The sequence below is a fragment of the [Clostridium] clostridioforme AGR2157 genome (assembly GCF_000424325.1).
Lineage (GTDB): Bacteria > Bacillota > Clostridia > Lachnospirales > Lachnospiraceae > Enterocloster > Enterocloster clostridioformis_A.
The window spans coordinates 75,546-95,231 of record NZ_AUJR01000010.1; the positions used below are offsets into that span (position 1 = coordinate 75,546).

The 19,686-nt window shown below is 51.7% G+C and carries 23 protein-coding genes and 1 tRNA gene; 20 read left to right on the forward strand and 4 right to left on the reverse strand.

The features are described from left to right. Positions 1–76: 76 nt before the first annotated feature. From G614_RS0106265 to trmB, 4 genes are all read right to left on the reverse strand, one after another. Positions 77–772, reverse strand: a complete 696-nt coding sequence (locus tag G614_RS0106265) for a TIGR01906 family membrane protein (protein WP_027641268.1) — start codon at positions 770–772, stop codon at positions 77–79. Between the two features lie 94 nt (positions 773–866). Beyond that, positions 867–939 (reverse strand) — tRNA-Lys (locus G614_RS0106270). Between the two features lie 250 nt (positions 940–1,189). Beyond that, positions 1,190–1,345, reverse strand: a complete 156-nt coding sequence (locus G614_RS31910) for a hypothetical protein (protein WP_166430218.1) — start codon at positions 1,343–1,345, stop codon at positions 1,190–1,192. Between the two features lie 36 nt (positions 1,346–1,381). After that, a complete protein-coding gene (gene trmB, locus G614_RS0106280; protein ID WP_027641269.1) occupies positions 1,382–2,044 on the reverse strand; it encodes a tRNA (guanosine(46)-N7)-methyltransferase TrmB in 663 nt (220 codons plus the stop codon). 184 nt (positions 2,045–2,228) lie between these two features. On the opposite strand from trmB, the gene G614_RS0106285 reads away from it, so the two are divergent. From G614_RS0106285 to ftsH, 20 genes are all read left to right on the forward strand, one after another. Continuing rightward, on the forward strand, positions 2,229–3,224 hold the full coding sequence (locus tag G614_RS0106285) for an SH3 domain-containing protein (RefSeq protein ID WP_027641270.1): 996 nt from the start codon (positions 2,229–2,231) through the stop codon (positions 3,222–3,224). 200 nt (positions 3,225–3,424) lie between these two features. Then, the gene (locus G614_RS0106290) at positions 3,425–3,736 is read left to right on the forward strand and encodes an ATPase (RefSeq protein ID WP_027641271.1); all 312 of its coding nucleotides are present in this window, start codon (positions 3,425–3,427) and stop codon (positions 3,734–3,736) included. Positions 3,737–3,740: 4 nt separating this feature from the next. Then, positions 3,741–4,760: a V0D/AC39 family V-type ATPase subunit gene (locus G614_RS0106295; RefSeq protein WP_027641272.1), complete on the forward strand. Its 1,020-nt coding sequence runs from the start codon at positions 3,741–3,743 to the stop codon at positions 4,758–4,760. Positions 4,761–4,777: 17 nt separating this feature from the next. Next, the gene (locus tag G614_RS0106300) at positions 4,778–6,718 is read left to right on the forward strand and encodes a V-type ATP synthase subunit I (RefSeq protein WP_027641273.1); all 1,941 of its coding nucleotides are present in this window, start codon (positions 4,778–4,780) and stop codon (positions 6,716–6,718) included. Between the two features lie 31 nt (positions 6,719–6,749). After that, positions 6,750–7,184, forward strand: coding sequence for an ATP synthase subunit C (locus G614_RS0106305; protein WP_027641274.1), 435 nt, complete (start codon positions 6,750–6,752; stop codon positions 7,182–7,184). Between the two features lie 4 nt (positions 7,185–7,188). Then, positions 7,189–7,497, forward strand: a complete 309-nt coding sequence (locus G614_RS0106310; protein ID WP_027641275.1) for a V-type ATP synthase subunit F — start codon at positions 7,189–7,191, stop codon at positions 7,495–7,497. 26 nt (positions 7,498–7,523) lie between these two features. Next, positions 7,524–8,117 carry a V-type ATP synthase subunit E gene (locus tag G614_RS0106315; RefSeq protein WP_027641276.1) on the forward strand — a complete coding sequence of 198 codons (594 nt, stop codon included), beginning with the start codon at positions 7,524–7,526 and terminating at the stop codon, positions 8,115–8,117. After that, positions 8,110–9,876, forward strand: a complete 1,767-nt coding sequence (locus G614_RS0106320) for a V-type ATP synthase subunit A (RefSeq protein ID WP_027641277.1) — start codon at positions 8,110–8,112, stop codon at positions 9,874–9,876. Before G614_RS0106315 ends, G614_RS0106320 begins: the two co-directional genes overlap by 8 nt. 15 nt (positions 9,877–9,891) lie before the next feature. Further along, the gene (locus G614_RS0106325) at positions 9,892–11,283 is read left to right on the forward strand and encodes a V-type ATP synthase subunit B (protein WP_027641278.1); all 1,392 of its coding nucleotides are present in this window, start codon (positions 9,892–9,894) and stop codon (positions 11,281–11,283) included. Between the two features lie 5 nt (positions 11,284–11,288). Next, the gene (locus tag G614_RS0106330; protein ID WP_027641279.1) at positions 11,289–11,909 is read left to right on the forward strand and encodes a V-type ATP synthase subunit D; all 621 of its coding nucleotides are present in this window, start codon (positions 11,289–11,291) and stop codon (positions 11,907–11,909) included. Between the two features lie 9 nt (positions 11,910–11,918). Further along, positions 11,919–12,299 (forward strand): MazG family protein, encoded by a 381-nt coding sequence (locus G614_RS0106335; RefSeq protein WP_027641280.1) that lies wholly within the window; start codon positions 11,919–11,921, stop codon positions 12,297–12,299. A 100-nt stretch (positions 12,300–12,399) separates the two neighbouring features. Beyond that, entirely contained in the window at positions 12,400–12,675 is a 276-nt protein-coding gene (locus G614_RS0106340; RefSeq protein WP_002566401.1) for an HU family DNA-binding protein, read from the forward strand. Positions 12,676–12,678: 3 nt separating this feature from the next. Continuing rightward, positions 12,679–12,918: an RNA-binding S4 domain-containing protein gene (locus G614_RS0106345; RefSeq protein WP_002566400.1), complete on the forward strand. Its 240-nt coding sequence runs from the start codon at positions 12,679–12,681 to the stop codon at positions 12,916–12,918. 107 nt (positions 12,919–13,025) lie between these two features. After that, positions 13,026–13,313 (forward strand): sporulation protein YabP, encoded by a 288-nt coding sequence (gene yabP, locus G614_RS0106350; RefSeq protein WP_002585412.1) that lies wholly within the window; start codon positions 13,026–13,028, stop codon positions 13,311–13,313. Positions 13,314–13,321: 8 nt separating this feature from the next. Continuing rightward, positions 13,322–13,702 (forward strand): spore cortex biosynthesis protein YabQ, encoded by a 381-nt coding sequence (yabQ, locus tag G614_RS0106355; RefSeq protein WP_027641281.1) that lies wholly within the window; start codon positions 13,322–13,324, stop codon positions 13,700–13,702. 4 nt (positions 13,703–13,706) lie between these two features. Continuing rightward, on the forward strand, positions 13,707–14,024 hold the full coding sequence (locus G614_RS0106360; protein ID WP_027641282.1) for a septum formation initiator: 318 nt from the start codon (positions 13,707–13,709) through the stop codon (positions 14,022–14,024). Between the two features lie 181 nt (positions 14,025–14,205). Then, positions 14,206–15,624 (forward strand): SpoIIE family protein phosphatase, encoded by a 1,419-nt coding sequence (locus G614_RS0106365; RefSeq protein WP_027641283.1) that lies wholly within the window; start codon positions 14,206–14,208, stop codon positions 15,622–15,624. 90 nt (positions 15,625–15,714) lie between these two features. Next, a complete protein-coding gene (gene tilS / locus G614_RS0106370; RefSeq protein WP_027641284.1) occupies positions 15,715–17,124 on the forward strand; it encodes a tRNA lysidine(34) synthetase TilS in 1,410 nt (469 codons plus the stop codon). 20 nt (positions 17,125–17,144) lie between these two features. Beyond that, a complete protein-coding gene (gene hpt, locus G614_RS0106375; RefSeq protein ID WP_002566394.1) occupies positions 17,145–17,678 on the forward strand; it encodes a hypoxanthine phosphoribosyltransferase in 534 nt (177 codons plus the stop codon). A 22-nt stretch (positions 17,679–17,700) separates the two neighbouring features. Further along, positions 17,701–19,515 carry an ATP-dependent zinc metalloprotease FtsH gene (gene ftsH / locus G614_RS0106380; RefSeq protein WP_027641285.1) on the forward strand — a complete coding sequence of 605 codons (1,815 nt, stop codon included), beginning with the start codon at positions 17,701–17,703 and terminating at the stop codon, positions 19,513–19,515. The last annotated feature ends 171 nt before the right edge of the window (positions 19,516–19,686 follow it).

Below are 19,686 nucleotides of genomic sequence, written 5' to 3' on the forward strand. Positions count from 1 at the left end.
GCTAAGATACAGTATAAAGGATTTACGACTTCAAGTAAAGGCTGGAGAGGGGAGTTATTTTTTTATCTGTGTCCATTCAGCCTTCTTTTCTGCGGTTTCTTATGGTGAGGAACAGGCAGACTCCAAAGAGGATTAGGGACAGGGAGCCAAACAGCAGGGCAATGCGGGCGGCCGTATCCATGAAGAAGCCTTCCGGCACAATGTTTATGAGCATGTCCGTGGCAGGGTCCAGAATCCACAGGTCGTTGGTGAAGAAGATGTGATGGAACATGATGAAGTATTTGGTGAAATCAGTGGATATGATGAGTCCAAGGACTGTAATCAGCGCAAAGAACAGTCCGGTCCCCATGCACAGGAAAGGCGGAAGGACCCGCCCCATCCTGGCTTTGGTGGCAGCCATGAGGATGAGGAGACCGGCTCCAAGGACCAGGCATATCCTGCGGATGGACAGGGCCTTCAGGAAGAGGCTCCGCACATCCTCCATGTGGGCAATCTCCCGTTCATTGAAGAATTCCCTCTGTTCCCCGCCCATGGTTGTGGTCACGTGAAGGTCATCCCTGTCCCCTCTGAGATAATCCATCATCTCATCCGTCACATGGAGAAGGTCGTCCATGGTCATGGACGGCAGGCTGTCCAGCACGTTGTATTTGGCGTATTCCTTTTCAAAATAACCGGGCGTCCAGTATACCACTGCCTCCACGGAAGTGATGAAAAGAATAATCATCAGGCAAAATGCGGTTATGATTCCGGCGGTTCGGTGTATATATTTCATGATTCCTCCTGTATGATGGTGTGAGATGAGTTTTATATAACAAAGAAAAGCCCGACCCCGCAGCTTTCCGTATCTGCAAAGTCAGACCTTTTAGTGCGCCTTCAGGGACTCGAACCCTGGACAAATAGATTAAGAGTCTACTGCTCTACCAACTGAGCTAAAGGCGCATTTCCTTATTTTACTGTGTGACTGTCTCAACAACACGTTCGCCATTATATCGCCTAAAAAGCAAAATGTCAACACTTTTCGAGAAAAATTTTTTCCGCCTGGGTTTCCTGGATTCTCGGTGGGATTCAGCTGAATTTTCAGCGGGATTCCCAATAGGATTTCAGCAGAACAGCGGAATTTTCCGCCGCCCGGAGACGCCTGTTCCCGTGGGGAGCATGCGGCCGGACGGCTGCAGCCTCTTACCGGAGGCTATTTTTTGTCCTTTTTATTCTTGGCTGAACCTGAGCCCAGGAGTTTGCCCACTTCCTTAAAGGAACGGTTGAACCGGAGGGCCTGTTTGTTTAAGTCCGTCTTATCGCTGGTGGCCTGGAGAAGCTTTTTGGTGATTCCCGGAGGGAGTGCCATGTTGTCCGCCTCCTGATGGTATCCTTTACCTGTATTCTATGCAGGGTCCTGGCCGCAGGTGCCTGTCCGCCGGGCAATGAGCTTGCAGATAGGCTTGCCCTCGGAGGCGAACTTCATCTCATACTCTGTCATCACATTGCCTTCTGCCATGGGGCTGTTGTGAAGATCAAAGGTATGCTCTGTAATCTCCCATCCGGCAGAGGGAATGGATTCCAGGGAATATTCAAAAAGTCCGCGGTTATCGGTCTTGAATTCAACGACTCCCCGGGGAGCCAGAATTTTGTCGTATACAGACATAAAGACAGGAGATGTAAGCCTGCGCTTGGCATGGCGGTCCTTTGGCCATGGGTCTGAAAAGTTCAGATAAATCCGGTCCACCTCGCCGGGGGCAAAAATTTCCGCCATGTCCTTGGCATCAATGCACATAAAGTAAATGTTTTCAAGGTCCATTTCGCTGCGTTTCTGGAGTCCCCGCAGCAGGACGCTGGAATAGCGTTCGATTCCTATATAGTTGATATCCGGGTTGGCGGATGCTTTTTCCATGATGAAACGGCCTTTACCCATTCCCACCTCGATTTCAAGGGGGCTGCTGCTGCCGAATACCTGGTTCCATGTGCCGCGGTGCTGTTCCGGTTCCTGAATGACAAATGGGCTGGAGGCAATGGTTTCCTCGGCACCCTGGATGTGGCGTAATCGCATATGTTTCATCCTTTCGTGATGTAGTTGCTGCAGGCCTTATTTTATCATTCAAAAGATGCATTTGCAACAAAATTTACTTTTTTCTTATTTTTCTGATTTTTTATAATTAATAGTGCAAAATTAGCAAAAATCTAGTATACTATACATAATAGGCGGATATCTGCGATACTAAGGAGGAAGGCTTATGTCGAATGTGGAGCGGACGACCAGCTGGCAGCAGATTCAGCAGGGCGTTAAGGAAGCAGAGCGATTGATTGCGCGCAAGGAATATAATCTTGTGATGGTCAGGGCCAGACAGGTCCTGGAATATATGGTAAGGTGCATGGCTGAGAGAGCGTGTGTGGTGGAAGGGGATTTGTCCGATACCATAGACCAGCTGTACGAAGGCCAGTGGATTAACAAGGCCACCAAGGATAATTACCATACCATCCGTATACTGGGAAATAAGGCGGTTCATGAGGGGGATGATACGGCATATGATGCCAATCAGGCCTTCCAGCTGCTGACCCAGGAAGTGTATGTGTTTGCCAACGAATTTGCAGGAGGTTCAGGGGGCCGTACGGCCAGGACGTCCTCAGCTGCAAGGAATACATCAGGACGCCCGGCGTCCAGGCAGGGTACCGGCGGGGGCAGGAGCGCTTCCGGCAGAAACAGCCAGAGGGTACCTGCCAGGAATACCCGCAGCGGCCCGTCCCGCCAGGGCGGTCCCAGGAAGAAGCGCAGACGGGTATCACCGGCAGCATATATACTGAGACTGTTGATTCCGGTGCTGCTTGTTATACTTCTGATTGTGGTTATCCGTGTTTTCATGCCGGGCAAGGACAAGGATGCAGATAAGACCACCACGGCGCCTACCGTGACCACCGCGCCTGTGGAGCCTGCACCCACGCCGCCTCCGGAACCCGAGACAGAGCCGGAGACAGAGCCGCCGGCAGAGACCTACAGGATTAAGGGCAGCAGCGTCAATGTCCGCAGCGAGCCTTCCACCAGCGGCCGGATTCTGGTGCAGCTGGGCAACGGCACTGAGGTGGTGTATGTGAAGCGATATGACAACGACTGGGCAGTCATTAACTACGACGGCCAGGAGGCGTATGTTTCCAGCAAGTTTATCGAAAAGGTAGAACCCGTGGCGTCAACCGAGGGGGAGACTGAGGGAAGCGAGGCCCAGACAGCCAATTAGTCTGTGATTTGTGAAAATTGTATAGAAAAAATTGGTAATTTTGGATGCAAAAAGAGGAAGAATTTAAATAGTTCTTCCTCTTTTTGGCGTTTTGCTGTGGGGAAATTGTTAAAAATTAATTTTAAAACTAAAATACCTCTGGTTTTTTTCTAAAAAAGTAGTATCATGAAATGATATGAAAATATATAAGGAGGAGAGCTATGGATACTGTGATTAACCGGTTATCGGAAATCGAAGCAGCGGCCGGAGCCATTGTGGAAGAAGCGAATGTGCGCAAGAAGGCATTTGCTGAGGAGATGGATGCAAAGACGGCTGCGTTTGATAAGAGCATGGAACAGGAAACGGCGCGCAGGATTGCAGAGATTCAGGAGAAAATGGAGGCGGAAATGAACGGGCTCCTTGCAAAGCAGAAGGCGGAATCAGAGGCCCTGCTTAAGGAACTGGAAGATAATTATATCCGGCACCATGAAGAATATGCAGAGGCTCTGTTCCAGAAGATGATAAAGGGGTGAGATTATGGGCAGCCTGATTGCTTACAGCGGCATTGCCACCAAGGTGAAGGCAATGGAACGCTGGCGTATAAAAGATGAGCAGTTCCTTGAGATGGCGGCCCTGGAAACCGTACCGGATGCAGTGCAGTATCTGCGTGCCTTCCTGCCTTACCGCGAGATATTCGGCCAGGTGGAGGATAAGGATCTGCACAGGGGAAACATTGAGCAGCATCTGAATCTGTCACAGTACAGGGATTTTGCGAAGCTTTACCAGTTCGCCAATATAAAGCAGAGACGTTTCCTTGACCTGTACTTCATGCACTATGAGATAACCATTCTAAAGACCTGTCTGAGAAACGCGGCAGGCCACAGGGAACAGAGGCAGGACCTGTCCATGTTCCGTGATTTCTTTGAGAGGCATTCTGCCCTTGACCTAATCACACTTTCCCAGTCCCAAAGCATGGAAGAGTTCATAGGGAACCTGAAGGGGTCCGCGTATTACGGGCCCTTGTATCAGATGCTGCAAAACGGCAGGGTAACCCTTCCAGCCTGTGAGACAGCGCTGGATATGCTGTATTTCAGGACCATGTGGAAGATTAAGGATAAGTACCTGTCAAAGAACGAGCAGAAGATAATCGCCCAGTGCTTCGGCACCAGGATGGATATGCTGAACCTCCAGTGGATTTGCCGTTCCAAAAAGTTTTACCGGCTGGAGCCGGGGGAGATATACGCCATGCTGATTCCCATACAGCTCCATCTGACCAGGAAAGAGATTAACCGGATGGTGGAGGCGGAGAACCTGGATATACTGTACGGACTCATAAGGGCAAGCTGGTACGGCAGGACGGGGCTGGTCCATCTGGACGAGGATCAGGACCTGGACCATCTGGCTCACGATATAATAGACAGGATTTACCTGAAGACAGGCAGAAAAGACCCATACTCCATCGCCATACTGAATTCCTATCTCTACTTCAAGGAGAGGGAAGTCGAGCGTATCATCACTACCATTGAGAAGATACGTTATGGACTGGGAGCAAGTTGACTAAAGGGGGTTAAGACGTGATTGAGAAGATGAAGTTCTTAAGTATTACCGGCCCTAAGGAGGATATTGACCGGGTGGTGGACACTTATCTGTCCAGATATGAGATCCACCTGGAAAATGCCCTGTCGGAGCTTAAGACAGTAAAAGACCTGAGGCCTTATATTGAAACGAATCCATATAAGGATGTGCTGGAAAAGGCCTCGGAGCTGCTGGAAAGCTATCATGACCTGATAACGGACCAGACGGACCGAAAGATGAAGCTGGAAGAAGCCGTTGAGGCCATTAACAGCCTTGACACCCAGCTTAAGGAACTGACGGACCTTAAGAACGCCCTGGTGCACCAGCGGGACGAGTTAAAGGCGTCCAGGGACAGGGTGGTACCCTTTGTGGGGCTTAACTACAACGTGAAGGAGATACTTAAGTTCCGGTTTATGAAGTTCCGGTTCGGCCGTATTTCCAGGGAATATTACGAGAAATTCTCATCCTATGTGTATGAGACCATAGACACGGTCATGTTCAAATGCGAGGAGGAGGGGGACTATGTATGGGTGGTCTACTTCGTGCCGGAGAGCCTGGCGGACAAGATTGACGCCATCTATGCATCCATGCATTTTGAGCGGTGTTTCCTTCCGGATGAGTACGAGGGCACTCCTGTGGAGGCCGGACATGTACTGGACGACAGGATAGGAAGCCTTCAGAAGGAGATAGACGAGGCGGACAGGAAAATCGTGGAGGCCATGAGCAGCAGGAAGGAGGAGTTTGCCGCTGCCTTAAGGCGCATCAGGACATTTTCCACCAACTTCGATGTGAGGAAGATGGCTGCCGTCACCAAGCATGACACCCATAACTTCTACATCCTGTGCGGATGGATGACGGAGAAGGACGCGGAAAAGTTCCAGAAGGAAATCGAACGTGACAGCGATACCTTCTGCATCATCGAGGACGACCACAACAACATCATGAGCACGCCTCCCACCAAGATGAAGAATCCGGGACTGTTCAAACCCTTTGAGATGTATGTGGAGATGTACGGGCTGCCGTCCTATAATGAGCTGGACCCCACCATACTGATTGGTATTACGTATTCCATACTGTTTGGATTCATGTTCGGGGACGCCGGGCAGGGGCTGTGCCTGCTGATTGGAGGATTTCTGCTGTACCGGTTTAAGAAGATACGTCTGGCCGGAATCATTTCCTGCTGCGGGATATTCTCCATCATATTCGGACTGCTCTTCGGAAGCGTCTTTGGATTTGAGGATATCTTGGAGGCAGTGTGGCTCAGGCCCCAGGAGGCCATGACAAATCTGCCCTTCATCGGAAGGCTGAACACGGTATTTGTGGTGGCGGTTGCCATAGGAATGGGAATCATCCTTTTATGCATGATTCTTAACATCATCAACAGCCTGCGCTCCCATGATGTGGAGAAGGCGTATTTTGACACAAACGGCGTGGCCGGGCTGGTATTCTACTTCGCCCTGGCATCCGTGATTGTACTGTATATGACCGGCAAACCCCTTCCCGCCACCGTGATTCTGGTAATCATGTTCCTGATTCCGCTTCTGGTGATATTCTTTAAGGAGCCGCTGGCAGCCATAGTGGAGAAAAAGGCGGAGCGCATGGAGACCGGCCTGGGAATGTTCATTATCCAGGGTATATTTGAACTCTTTGAAGTGCTTTTGAGCTATTTTTCCAACACCCTTTCCTTTGTCCGTGTGGGCGCGTTTGCGGTGAGCCACGCGGCCATGATGCAGGTGGTCCTGATGCTGGCAGGAGCAGAGGCAGGAGGAAATACCAACTGGGCCGTGGTTGTTGGCGGTAACCTGTTTGTATGCGGTATGGAGGGCCTGATTGTGGGCATCCAGGTACTGCGTCTGGAATATTATGAGCTGTTCAGCCGTTTCTACCGCGGCAGCGGCAGGGCATTTGAACCGTATGGAAAGGCTGCCGGAGAGCAGTAAACATATATATTACAAAAAGGAGATATGAGATATGAGTTTATTAGTTAAGATTACACTGAGCGCAGCACTTATTTTAAGCATTGCAGTACCTTTCGGAGCGTTTGCAGCAGGGGAAAAGACAAAGGGACGCTATAAGACAGCCCTGGCAGCCAATGTGTTCCTGTTTTTTGGCACCATGGTATTTGCAGCAGTGGTCATGTTCTCCGGCAACGCAGTGGCAGCCGAGGCAGGAGCCCGGTCAGCGGGTTCATCAGCGGCAGGCATGGGGTATCTGTCAGCGGCCCTGGCCACAGGACTTTCCTGTCTGGGCGGCGGCATCGCTGTTTCCGCAGCAGCCAGCGCAGCACTGGGAGCTATCAGCGAGGACAGCTCCATCCTGGGTAAATCATTAATCTTCGTAGGTCTTGCCGAAGGTGTGTGTCTCTATGGTCTGATCATATCCTTTATGATCTTAGGAAAGCTGTAATCCTATGAAGATGTACCTTATCAGCGACAACATCGACACCATGACCGGTATGCGCCTGGCAGGGGTCGAGGGGGCTGTGGTCCATAAGAGGGAAGAACTGAAGGAAGAACTGGATAAGGCCCTGGCCGACAAATCCATCGGAATCATCCTGCTGACAGAAAAGTTTGGCAGGGAATTTCCGGAAATCATCGACAACGTAAAGCTGGAGCGCAGGCTTCCGCTGATTGTGGAGATTCCGGACCGCCATGGAACCGGCCGCAAGCCGGACTTTATCACCTCTTATGTGAACGAGGCAATCGGACTGAAACTGTAGTAATGATAGAAAGAGGGTGAATCAGCTTGACAACAGAGGAAAAGCTAAAGCATTTCCAGGATATCTGCATGACGGACGCCAGAGAGCGCAGCGCCAGGATGCTGGATGACTATATGAACGCCCTGGAGGCTGCCTTTGAGGAGCATGCGTCTGACGCCAGAAGGCGGGCCGACATGCAGGTGGAGGCAGAGACAGAGAAGCTGGGACGTGAGATCAATAAAAGGCTGTCCATCGGCCAGCTGGATTTAAAGAGGGAGGCCAGCCACAAGCAGGAGGAGCTTAAGGATAAGCTGTTCGTGGAACTGCGCGACAAACTGGCCAACTTCATGGAGACACAGGATTACCAGCAGCTTCTGGACCGCCAGGTAAAGGCTGCCAAGGAATTTGCAGGGGACGAGGATCTGATTATCTACATGGACCCATCGGATGTGGATAAGCTGCAGCGCATTGCCATGCATCACAACGCCACCATCAAGGTCAGCGAATATTCCTTTAACGGAGGCACCAGGGCTGTGCTTCCGGGCAAGCATATACTCATAGACAACTCATTCCAGACTAAGTTAGACGAGGCCCGCCATGAGTTTAAATTTGACTTGACAGGAGGTAGGAAAAGTGGCTAAGACAGGTGTGATTTACGGTATAAATGGTCCTGTCGTTTCCCTGCTGGGCGACTCAGGGTTCCAGATGAATGAGATGGTGTATGTGGGCCGGGAGAAGCTGGTGGGCGAGGTCATCGGACTTACTTCAGAAAAGACCACCATCCAGGTTTATGAGGAGACCAGCGGCATTAAGCCGGGAGAAATCGTGACAGGTACAGGAGCTCCTGTGTCCGTTACACTGGCACCGGGAATCCTGAGCAGTATATTTGACGGAATCGAGCGTCCCTTAAGCGAGATTGCCAAGGGAAGCGGATATTATATCAGCCGCGGCATATCCGTGAACAGTCTGGACACGGATAAAAAGTGGGATACCCGCATGGTGGTGAAGGAAGGGGACAGAATCATGCCCGGAACCATCATCGCGGAGGTGCCGGAGACAAGGGCCATCACCCATAAGGTCATGGCGCCGCCGGATGCGGAAGGCTATGTCCTTACGGTGGTGCCGGACGGCCAGTACACCATAGAGGAGCCGCTTCTGACCCTTCAGCTCATGGACGGCACTGAGAGGACTCTGACCATGACCCAGAAATGGCCCATCCGTGTGGCCAGGCCGTCTGCCAGGCGTTTCCCGGCAGTAAAGCCCCTGATCACAGGACAGCGTATCCTGGATACCATGTTCCCGCTGGCAAAGGGCGGCACGGCTGCCATTCCCGGCGGTTTCGGAACAGGCAAGACCATGACCCAGCATCAGGTTGCCAAGTGGTCGGATGCGGATGTCATCATCTACATTGGCTGCGGCGAGCGCGGCAACGAGATGACCCAGGTTCTGGAGGAGTTCTCAGAGCTGATAGACCCAAAGACAGGGAATCCGCTGATGGACAGGACGACCCTGATTGCCAATACATCCAACATGCCGGTGGCTGCCCGTGAGGCCAGCCTGTATTCCGGTCTTACCCTGGCAGAGTATTACAGGGATATGGGCTACCATGTGGCTATCATGGCTGATTCCACCTCCAGATGGGCAGAGGCCCTAAGGGAGCTGTCGGGCCGTCTGGAGGAAATGCCTGCCGAGGAAGGTTTCCCGGCTTACCTGGCATCCCGCCTTTGCGCCTTCTACGAGAGGGCAGGCATGATGCAGAACCTCAATGGAACCGAAGGCTCCGTGACCATCATCGGCGCAGTGTCGCCTCAGGGAGGCGATTTCTCCGAGCCTGTGACCATGAATACCAAGCGATTCGTGCGCTGCTTCTGGGGACTGGATAAATCCCTGGCTTACGCCAGGCACTTCCCGGCCATCCATTGGCTTACCAGCTATTCGGAATATATAAACGACCTGTCCTCCTGGTACATGGACAATGTGGATAAGCGGTTTGTGGACGACCGAAACCGTCTGATGGCGCTTCTGGTACAGGAGAGCAGCCTGATGGAAATTGTGAAGCTGATTGGAGCTGACGTACTGCCGGACGACCAGAAGCTGGTGCTTGAAATCGCAAAGGTTATCCGTCTGGGTTTCCTGCAGCAGAATGCATTCCATAAGGACGATACGTCCGTGCCTTTGATTAAGCAGTTTAAGATGATGGAAGTCATTCTCTACCTGTATAAAAAATCACGTTCCCTCGTGTCCATGGGCATGCCTGTGTCCGTGCTGAAGGAGGAGAACATATTCGACAAAATCATTTCCATCAAATACGATGTGCCCAATGACCGCCTGGATATGTTTGATGATTATATGAAGATGATTGACGATTTCTACGACAGGGTCGTGGAACAAAACGCGTAAAGGAAGGAGGTCCATATGGCAATTGAATATTTAGGTTTAAGTGAAGTGAGTGGCCCTCTGGTGGTCCTGGAGGGCGTTCAGAATGCGGCTTACGATGAAATCGTGGAAATGACCGTGGCTGGGAATCTCCACAAAATAGGACGCATCATTGAGATATACGGGGACAAGGCCATCATACAGGTGTTTGAGGGCACGGACGGCATGGCCCTGCGCAATACCCACACAAGGCTTACGGGCCATCCCATGGAGATTGAGGTTTCCGAGGAGATGCTGGGACGTACCTTTAACGGTATCGGCCAGCCCATCGACGGGCTGGGCGACATCATATCCGATGTGAAGCTGGATATCAACGGAAAACCCTTAAATCCCGTGACCCGTGAGTACCCGAGAAACTATATCCGTACGGGAATTTCAGCCATTGACGGGCTGACCACCCTGATTCGCGGACAGAAGCTTCCCATCTTTTCGGGAAACGGTCTTCCACATGACCAGCTGGCTGCCCAGATTGTGCAGCAGGCATCCCTGGGAGAGAATTCGGATGAGGAATTTGCCATTGTGTTCGGCGCCATGGGCGTCAAATACGATGTGGCTGATTTCTTCCGCCGCACCTTTGAGGAGAGCGGCGTATCCGAGCATGTGGCCATGTTCATTAACCTGGCCAATGACCCTGTGGTGGAAAGGCTTATCACCCCTAAAATCGCCCTTACCCTGGCCGAGTACCTTGCCTTTGAAAAGGGAATGCACATACTGGTTATACTGACGGACATGACCTCCTATGCCGAGGCCATGCGTGAAGTCTCCTCATCCAAGGGCGAGATACCGTCCAGAAAGGGATTCCCGGGCTATCTCTACAGCGACCTGGCTTCCCTCTATGAGAGAGCCGGCATCGTGGCGGGACGGCCTGGTTCCGTGACCCAGATACCGATTCTCACCATGCCCAACGATGATATCACCCATCCCATCCCTGACCTGACAGGCTACATCACAGAGGGGCAGATTGTTCTGGACCGGCAGCTGAACGGGCAGAATATCTATCCGCCCATCAATGTGCTGCCCTCCTTATCCAGGCTTATGAAGGACGGCATCGGCGAGGGCTACACCAGGGTCGATCATCAGGATGTGGCCAATCAGCTTTTCTCATGCTATGCAAAGGTGGGCGATGCCAGGGCACTGGCATCGGTTATCGGCGAGGATGAACTTTCACCCATTGACAAGAAATATCTGGAGTTCGGCAAGGCGTTTGAGGAGCATTTCATAGGCCAGGCCCCCCATGAGAACCGCACCATCCTGAACACCCTGGATATAGGCTGGAAGCTTCTGGGAATGCTGCCCAGGGAGGAACTGGACCGTATCGACACCAAAGTTCTTGACCAGTATTATAAACCTGTGGACACCATGAAGGAGTGATGTAAATGGATCCAAATACATTTCCCACCAAAGGCAACCTTATAGCTGCAAAGAATTCACTGGGCCTGGCCTATATGGGCTACGGACTCATGGATAAGAAGCGGAATATACTGATTCGGGAGCTGATGGAGCTGATTGACGAGGCAAAGGGAATCCAGTCTGAGATCGACAGCACCTTCCGGGAGGCGTATGCGGCCCTCCAGAAGGCCAATATCGAGCTGGGCATCAACTATGTCCAGGAGATAGGCGCGTCTGTGCCCATGGATGACCGGGTGAAGATTAAGGCCAGAAGCATCATGGGTACGGAAATTCCGCTGGTCCAGCATGAATCACGGCCTTTGGCCCTGACCTATGGTTTTTATAACACCACGGAGTCCCTGGATGAGGCCAGATACCATTTTGAGAAGGTAAAGGAGCTGACCATCAAGCTTTCCATGGTGGAGAACTCCGCCTACCGGCTGGCTAACTCCATTAAGAAGACCCAGAAACGGGCCAATGCCCTTAAGAACATCACCATACCTCATTATGAGGACCTGAGCAAGTCCATTTCCAACGCGCTGGAGGAAAAGGAGAGGGAGGAATTTACCCGCCTGAAGGTAATCAAGCGCAATAAAGAAAAGGTGTAGGAGGTTTTTATGTATACATTTGATGACCTTGTGGGAATAATAGCAAAGCTGCGGTCGCCTGAGGGCTGTCCCTGGGACAGGGAGCAGACCTTTGAGAGCCTGAAAAAATGTCTGGCCGACGAGACCGAGGAGGTATTCCGGGCCATAGACAACAAGGATATGGAAAACCTGTGCGAGGAACTGGGGGACGTGCTGCTCCAGGTTATCCTGAACAGCCAGATTGCAAAGGAAGAAGGCAGGTTTACCATTGACGATGTAATTGACGGTTTATGCCGGAAAATGGTCCGAAGGCACCCCCACGTATTTGGCGGTGTAAAGGTGAATTCCGTGGAGGAAGGGACCGCCCTCTGGAATCAGATAAAAATGCAGGAAAAAGCCAAAAAACCTTGACAAATCATAGTAAAACAGATATAAATGATTAAGTACACTATGACTTCAAAAAGTAACGATTCCGGGGCCTTTCCCGGACAATATCTAGGAGGAAAAACTGATGAACAAGACAGAATTAATTGCAGCAGTTGCCGAGAAGGCGGAGCTTTCTAAGAAAGACGCAGAGAAGGCAGTTAAGGCTTTCACTGACGCTGTATCTGAGGAGCTGGTAAAAGGCGGAAAAGTACAGTTAGTAGGCTTCGGAACCTTTGAAGTATCTGAGAGAGCTGCAAGAGAGGGAAGAAATCCAAAGACTGGTAAGACTATGACCATCGAGGCTTCCAAGACTCCAAAGTTCAAAGCTGGCAAGGCATTAAAGGATGAGGTTAATAAATAATCCATGAGATTGGACAAGTTTCTGAAGGTTTCCCGCCTTATCAAGCGCAGAACCGTTGCCAATGAGGCATGCGACGCCGGACGTGTGCTGGTGAATGATAAGCCGGCAAAGGCGTCCGTCAGTGTGAAAACAGGTGATATCATCGAGATACAGTTCGGAGCCAAGGCTGTTAAGGTGGAGGTTCTGGACGTACAGGAAACTGTGAAGAAGGATGAGGCTAAGGAACTTTACCGATATATTTAGTGACAGTTCACATCGGATGACTTTTACAATATTTAAGATAAGTGGCATAGAATGGCCAACCTCCCCATATATTTAACATAGGTTAGATATACGGGGAGGTTTTTTGCATGGAAGAAAAGATTGGAAGCAATCGTCAGCATAAGCTTATATTGCAGAACCGGAGCAAGGGAAACATCACCGGCATATGCGATGTGGTGTCATTTGATGAAAATGCAGTTGTCCTGGATACGGATATGGGGCTGCTTACCATTAAGGGAAAGGAGCTTCATGTAAGCCGCCTTACCCTGGAAAAGGGAGAGGTGGACATAGAGGGAACCATAGACAGCATGGTCTACAGTTCCAATGAAGCCCTCAGAAAGTCGGGAGAATCCCTGTTCACCCGGCTGTTTAAGTAGGGGGCATCATGAGCAGCAGAATTCAGTATGAAGCCTGGCTGATGGTGCTCAGCCTGGTCACGGGCGGTTGGCTCATGCTGGCCTATGACACCCTCAGGGTGTTCCGCCTGGTCATCCGGCACGGGACCTTCTGGACAGGGGTGGAGGATTTTTTGTATTGGCTTTATGCGGGGCTTGTGACCTTTATTCTGCTTTATGAGCAGAATGACGGCGTATTCAGGGCCTATGTCATAGGAGGGGTATTTGCGGGGATGATTCTGTATGACAGGTTTATCAGCAGAATTTTCTTTAAGTGCTTGAAAAAGGCCGGCAAATGTCTTAGAATGATTATTGGCAGGCACAGACAGAAAGCTGTCTGCAGCCCGGAAAAAGACGGAGCTGGTGATTGAGCAGATGAAAACCTACGGCAAATCAAGACGTGTAAGGCGCGACAAATGGACCAACCGCATGGCCATCATGGGTATTACCCTGGTAGTCATGTTTTTGGCTGTGGCAATCAATATAAAGGGTGCCGACCTTAAGAAATCGGACCTGGAATACAGTATCCGCGAACAGAACCTGGAACAGCAGAAAGAAGAGGAAGAAAAGCGGACCGCTGGGCTGCAGGAATACAAGATTTACGTCAAGACCAAGCAGTATGCGGAGGAAGTGGCCAAGGAAAAGCTGGGGCTTGTGAATCCGGATGAGATTCTGCTGAAGCCTACTGAGTGATGAGAGGGCCGTTAGATGACCCAGGGCCCGTCTGGCAGGATAAGGCCGGCCGGGTGATGCCAAAGGCTGCCGGGTGATGGCGAAAACGGGCGAACGATTTTTAAAAATCCATGCATGATACGACATATATTTCCCTCCTGGTTGCGTATACTGAAAGTTACGCGGATTAGGAGGGATTTTTGTGTTTATCAGAGAGCGGGACGTAAAGGGAAGAACAGATGTAAATTATTATACGGCCAGGAGACTGGGGGATATGGCAGAGTCCTTAAACCAGCTGGCCAAGGCGTTTGACGACGGTATAGAGAAGAACGGACAGCTGACAAAGGACGATGGTCTGGCCGCCATGCAGGCCAGCGCTGCCCTGGTGTGCGAGAACTGCAGCAGGTGTAATCTGTATGCGGACAGCGAGAAGGAGGACAGCTATTACCTCTATTATCTTCTGCGGGCATTTGAGCAGAAGGGCCATATTGATTTTGAGGACATGCCCCAGATGTTCCAGAGCGGCTGCCGGAAAAAGGAGGATTATCTTGCCCAGCTGAACCGGAGCCTGGGAAGGGCTACCATGAATCTGTCCTGGAAGAACCGTTTCCTGGAGAGCAGGGACGCGGTCATATCCCAGTTCAGGGAGCTGTCGGTGATACTGGAGGAATTTTCCCGCCAGATTGACCGTGCCAGGGATATTACGGATGAGTATGAATACATACTGAAAAAATATTTTAAGCGTTATCATGTTGCCCTGGGCAACCTGCTGTTACTGGAGTACGAGAACGGACAGAAGGAAGCCTTCCTCACGGTCAGGACCACCAACGGCCGCTGCATCACCTCCAAGGATGCGGCGCTAATCATGGGGGAGGTAATGAATGGGACAAGGTGGAGCCCTGCCAAGGACAGCCGCAGCATTATCACCAAACAGTATGAAACCGTGCGTTTCCTGGAGGAGGGAGGGTACCGTATGCTCTATGGCGCCTCCAGGATTCCAAAAAAGGGAGAGAAGTATTCCGGGGATAATTATACCTTCTGCGAGAGTCCCGGAAACCAGGTGGTCATGAGCCTTTCCGACGGAATGGGAAGCGGGGAGGCAGCAGCCAGGGAGAGTAAGCAGGTGGTGGAACTGACGGAGCAGCTGCTGGAAACCGGATTTTCCCCAAGGGCCGCCCTTAAGCTGGTGAACACAGTGCTTTTGCTGGCAGGACCGGAACAGCATCCGGCCACCCTGGACCTTAGCTGCATCGACCTGCATACCGGTGTACTGGAGGCCATGAAGCTGGGAGCGGTGCCAACCTTCATCATAGGGGAAGAGGGAGTGGAAATCATGGAAGCCGGGGAAGTGCCCATTGGAATACTGAGTGGGGTGGAACCAGTGCTCATGTCCAGGAAGCTGTGGGAAGGGGACCGGATTGTCATGGTCAGCGACGGGGTGCTGGATGCGCTGCCGGGAGATGATAAGGAGAAGGCCATGCAGCAGTATCTGGAGAGCGTGGAGGAGATGGGACCCCAGGAACTGGCGGACCAGGTGCTGGATTTTGCGGTGTCCTTTATTCCGGCTCCAAGGGATGATATGACAGTCCTGGCAGCCGGAATCTGGAAAAGACGTTCATAATTTACAATGACAGGCTTGCAAGGAGGGACGTTTGCGGGTATATTATAAGAAATAGACAGAGATAAACAATATTGGACACAGGAGAGACAGGTGGAAGGGCTGGAGCACAGGGTCAGGGAGACCATGGAACAATATCATATGCTGGAGCCGGGTGACCGGGTCATTGCAGCAGTTTCAGGAGGGGCAGATTCCGTCTGCCTCTTAGCGTTGTTATGTGCGCTGAGGGAACCGCTAGAAATCAGGATCAGGGCACTCCATGTCCATCACGGGCTTAGGGGCGAGGAAGCTGACCGGGATGCGGATTTTGTCAGGTCATTGTGTGAAGGGCTTCATGTCCCCTGTCATATCCTAAAGGTAGATGTGCGCGGCTTGGCGGCTGAAAAGGGCATGTCTGAGGAGGAGGCGGGGCGTTTCCTGCGCTATGAGGCCTTGGAGAAGGAGGCTTCGGATTGGGAAAGTGAGGACAGGAGCGGACAGGATGGAGGTTCGGCTGACAGCAGCTTTCGCCCCGTGAAAATCGCGGTGGCCCACCACAGCGGGGACCAGGTGGAGACCATTCTCCACAATCTGTTCCGGGGAAGCGGTCTTTCCGGAATGAAGGGTATCGTCTACCGGAGAGGCAGGATTATCCGGCCGCTGCTGGACGTGGACCGGGATTGCATCCTTAAGTGGCTGGCAGACCACGGCCTGTCCTATGTGCAGGATTCCACCAACGATACCCTTCACTACACGCGGAACAGGATACGCAATCAGCTGCTGCCGGAGATTGAGCAGTATGTAAACAGGGGAGCTGCCGGCAATATCCTGCGCCTGGGGCGTCTGGCAGCACAGGCAGATGAGTATCTTGATAACCGGGCAGCTGCCTGGATTAAGGCCCATGTAAGGAAAAACTCCGGGGCATACATCCCGGCTGAGGCGTTTCTGGGGGAACCCGAGATACTGCGGTCCTATGTGGTGATGTCGCTTCTTAAGGAGCTGGGGGGAGCCTCCAGGGACCTGGGGCTGGTTCATGTGAGCCAGGTCATGGAACTGGCCGGGCGGGCCGTTGGAAAAAAGGTGGATTTGCCCTACGGACTGGCAGCCATAAGGGAGTACGGGGGAATCTGGATGGGCAGGGGAGACCCGGCGGCAGAGGAAGAATGGGGCGGCCTGCCTATGGTGGACATGAAGGTTTTTTCTCGGAAAAAAGGGATGGAATTTCCTAAAAATGTGTATACGAAATGGTTTGACTGTGATAAAATAAAGGGTACGCCCGTGGTAAGAACCCGGCGTCCGGGGGATTATATCGTCCTGGCGGACAATAGCCACAAGGCGCTTAATCGTTTTATGATTGATGAGAAGATTCCCAGACAGATGCGGGATAAGATACCCCTTTTGGCAGATGGCAGCCATGTGATGTGGATTATAGGCTACCGCATCAGCGAGTATTACAAGATAGGACCGGATACGGTCCGGGTGCTGCAGGCAGAGGCAGGCCAGACTGGAGAGAGAAAAGAATAGGTGAAACGGAGGATAAGGTAATGGCTGACAGAATTCGTGTTTTATTGACGGAAGAGGAAGTTGATAAAAGAATTAACGAAGTAGCGGCAAAAATCAGCGAGGATTATGCAGGAAAGCAGGTCCACATGATATGCATATTAAAGGGCGGAGTATTCTTTACCTGCGAACTGGCAAAGAGGATGACGGTTCCGGTATCCCTGGACTTCATGTCCGTGTCCAGCTACGGCGGCGGCACTGTGTCCAGCGGCGTGGTCAGGATTGTGAAGGATCTGGATGAGTCTCTGGAAGGAAAGGACGTACTGATTGTGGAGGACATCATAGACTCTGGCCGTACGCTGGCATATCTGATTGAGGTGTTGAAGCAGAGAGGTCCAAAGAGCATCCATCTGTGCACGCTTCTTGATAAGCCGGAGCGCAGGGTGAAGAAGCAGGTGAAGGTGGACTATACCTGCTTTACGATACCGGATGAATTTGTAGTGGGATATGGACTGGATTATGACCAGAAATACCGTAACCTGCCTTACATCGGAGTAGTAGAATTGGATGCAGAATAAGAAGGTCTAAGGAGGCAATTCGGTGAGACAGCAGCAGACATTTAGAGGATTTATATTCATACTCCTGATGCTGATCTTAATCGCCACCGCAGTGAGATTCCCTTACGCAAGGCAGGCGGATAAGGTCACAAATCAGGATTTTATCAAGATACTGGAGGATGGCCAGGCAGCAGACGTGAGCATCCACCAGAATCCGCAGACTCCCACCGGAGAGGTGGTACTGACCCTTTTGGACGGTCAGGTGAAGCGGCTTTATGTTTCGGATGTTAAGGACGCCCAAAAGCTTCTGGAAGCCCATGACATGGCTTATACGACCATGGATGTGCCCCAGGAGAACTATCTGGTGACCATCATCCTGCCCTTCATGCTGTCCATTGTGGTGGTGGTTATCATCATCATGGTCATGAACCGGAGTGCTGGCGGCGGAGGTGCCAACGCCAGGATGATGAATTTTGGCAAGAGCCGGGCCAGGATGAGCCGGGACAGCAAGGTTAATTTTTCTAATGTAGCCGGCCTTGTGGAAGAAAAGGAAGAACTGGAAGAGGTGGTAGATTTCCTTAAGAATCCGCAGAAGTATACCAACGTGGGGGCCAGGATACCAAAGGGCCTTCTTCTGGTGGGCCCTCCAGGAACGGGTAAGACCCTGCTTGCCAAGGCAGTGGCCGGCGAGGCAGGAGTTCCGTTTTTCTCCATCTCAGGTTCTGATTTCGTGGAGATGTTCGTGGGCGTGGGCGCTTCACGTGTCCGGGATTTGTTCGAGGAGGCCAAGAAGAACTCTCCCTGTATCGTGTTTATCGATGAGATTGACGCGGTTGCCCGCCGCAGAGGTACAGGTATGGGCGGCGGCCACGATGAGAGGGAGCAGACATTGAACCAGCTGTTAGTTGAAATGGACGGCTTTGGCATCAATGAAGGCATTATCGTCATGGCTGCCACCAATCGTGTGGATATCCTGGACCCGGCCATTCTTCGTCCGGGACGTTTCGACAGGAAGGTGGCAGTGGGACGTCCCGATGTGAAGGGACGCGAGGAAATCCTTAAGGTCCATTCCAAGGAAAAGCCCCTCAGCGAGGATGTGGATTTGCACAGGGTAGCACAGACTACGTCAGGCTTCACGGGAGCTGACCTGGAGAACCTGATGAATGAGGCGGCCATCATATCCGCCAGGGATAACCGCAGGTTCATCAAGCAGAGCGATATCGACCGGGCCTTCGTAAAGGTGGGAATCGGCGCGGAGAAGAGAAGCAAGGTAATATCCGAGAAGGATAAGAAGATAACGGCTTACCATGAGGCAGGCCACGCCATCCTGTTCCATGTGCTTCCGGATGTGGGACCGGTGCACACCGTGTCCATCATCCCAACGGGAATCGGGGCAGCCGGCTACACCATGCCCCTGCCTGAAAAGGATGAGATGTTCAACACCAAGGGCCGCATGATGCAGAATATCATGGTGGATTTGGGCGGCCGGATTGCGGAAGAGCTGATATTTGACGATATCACCACCGGCGCTTCCCAGGATATCAAGCAGGCCACCCAGATTGCCAGGGCCATGGTGACCCAGTACGGCATGTCTGAGAAGGTGGGAATGATTCAGTACGGCGGTGACGAGAACGAGGTATTCATCGGACGGGACCTGGCCCATACCAAGTCCTACGGCAATGAGGTGGCTGACACCATTGACAGCGAGGTTAAGAGAATCATTGACGAGTGCTATCAGAAGGCAAAGGACATCATCAAACAATATGACTACGTCCTCCATGCCTGCGCCGATTTGCTGATTGAGAAAGAGAAAATCAGCCAGACTGAGTTTGAGGCGCTGTTTACACCGGCACAGTAGTATAATCAGTCCCTGTTTTTAGGGCTGTAATGAAGGAGAATAGCATCAGGCATGGGAGGGAGCTGCAAAAGCCCCCTCCCATACCTATATTGCTCATAAAAGACCCGGTGCAAGTCCGGGAGAAAGACTAATAAACAGTGGCTTATGTTATCAAGATTTTTCTGATATTAT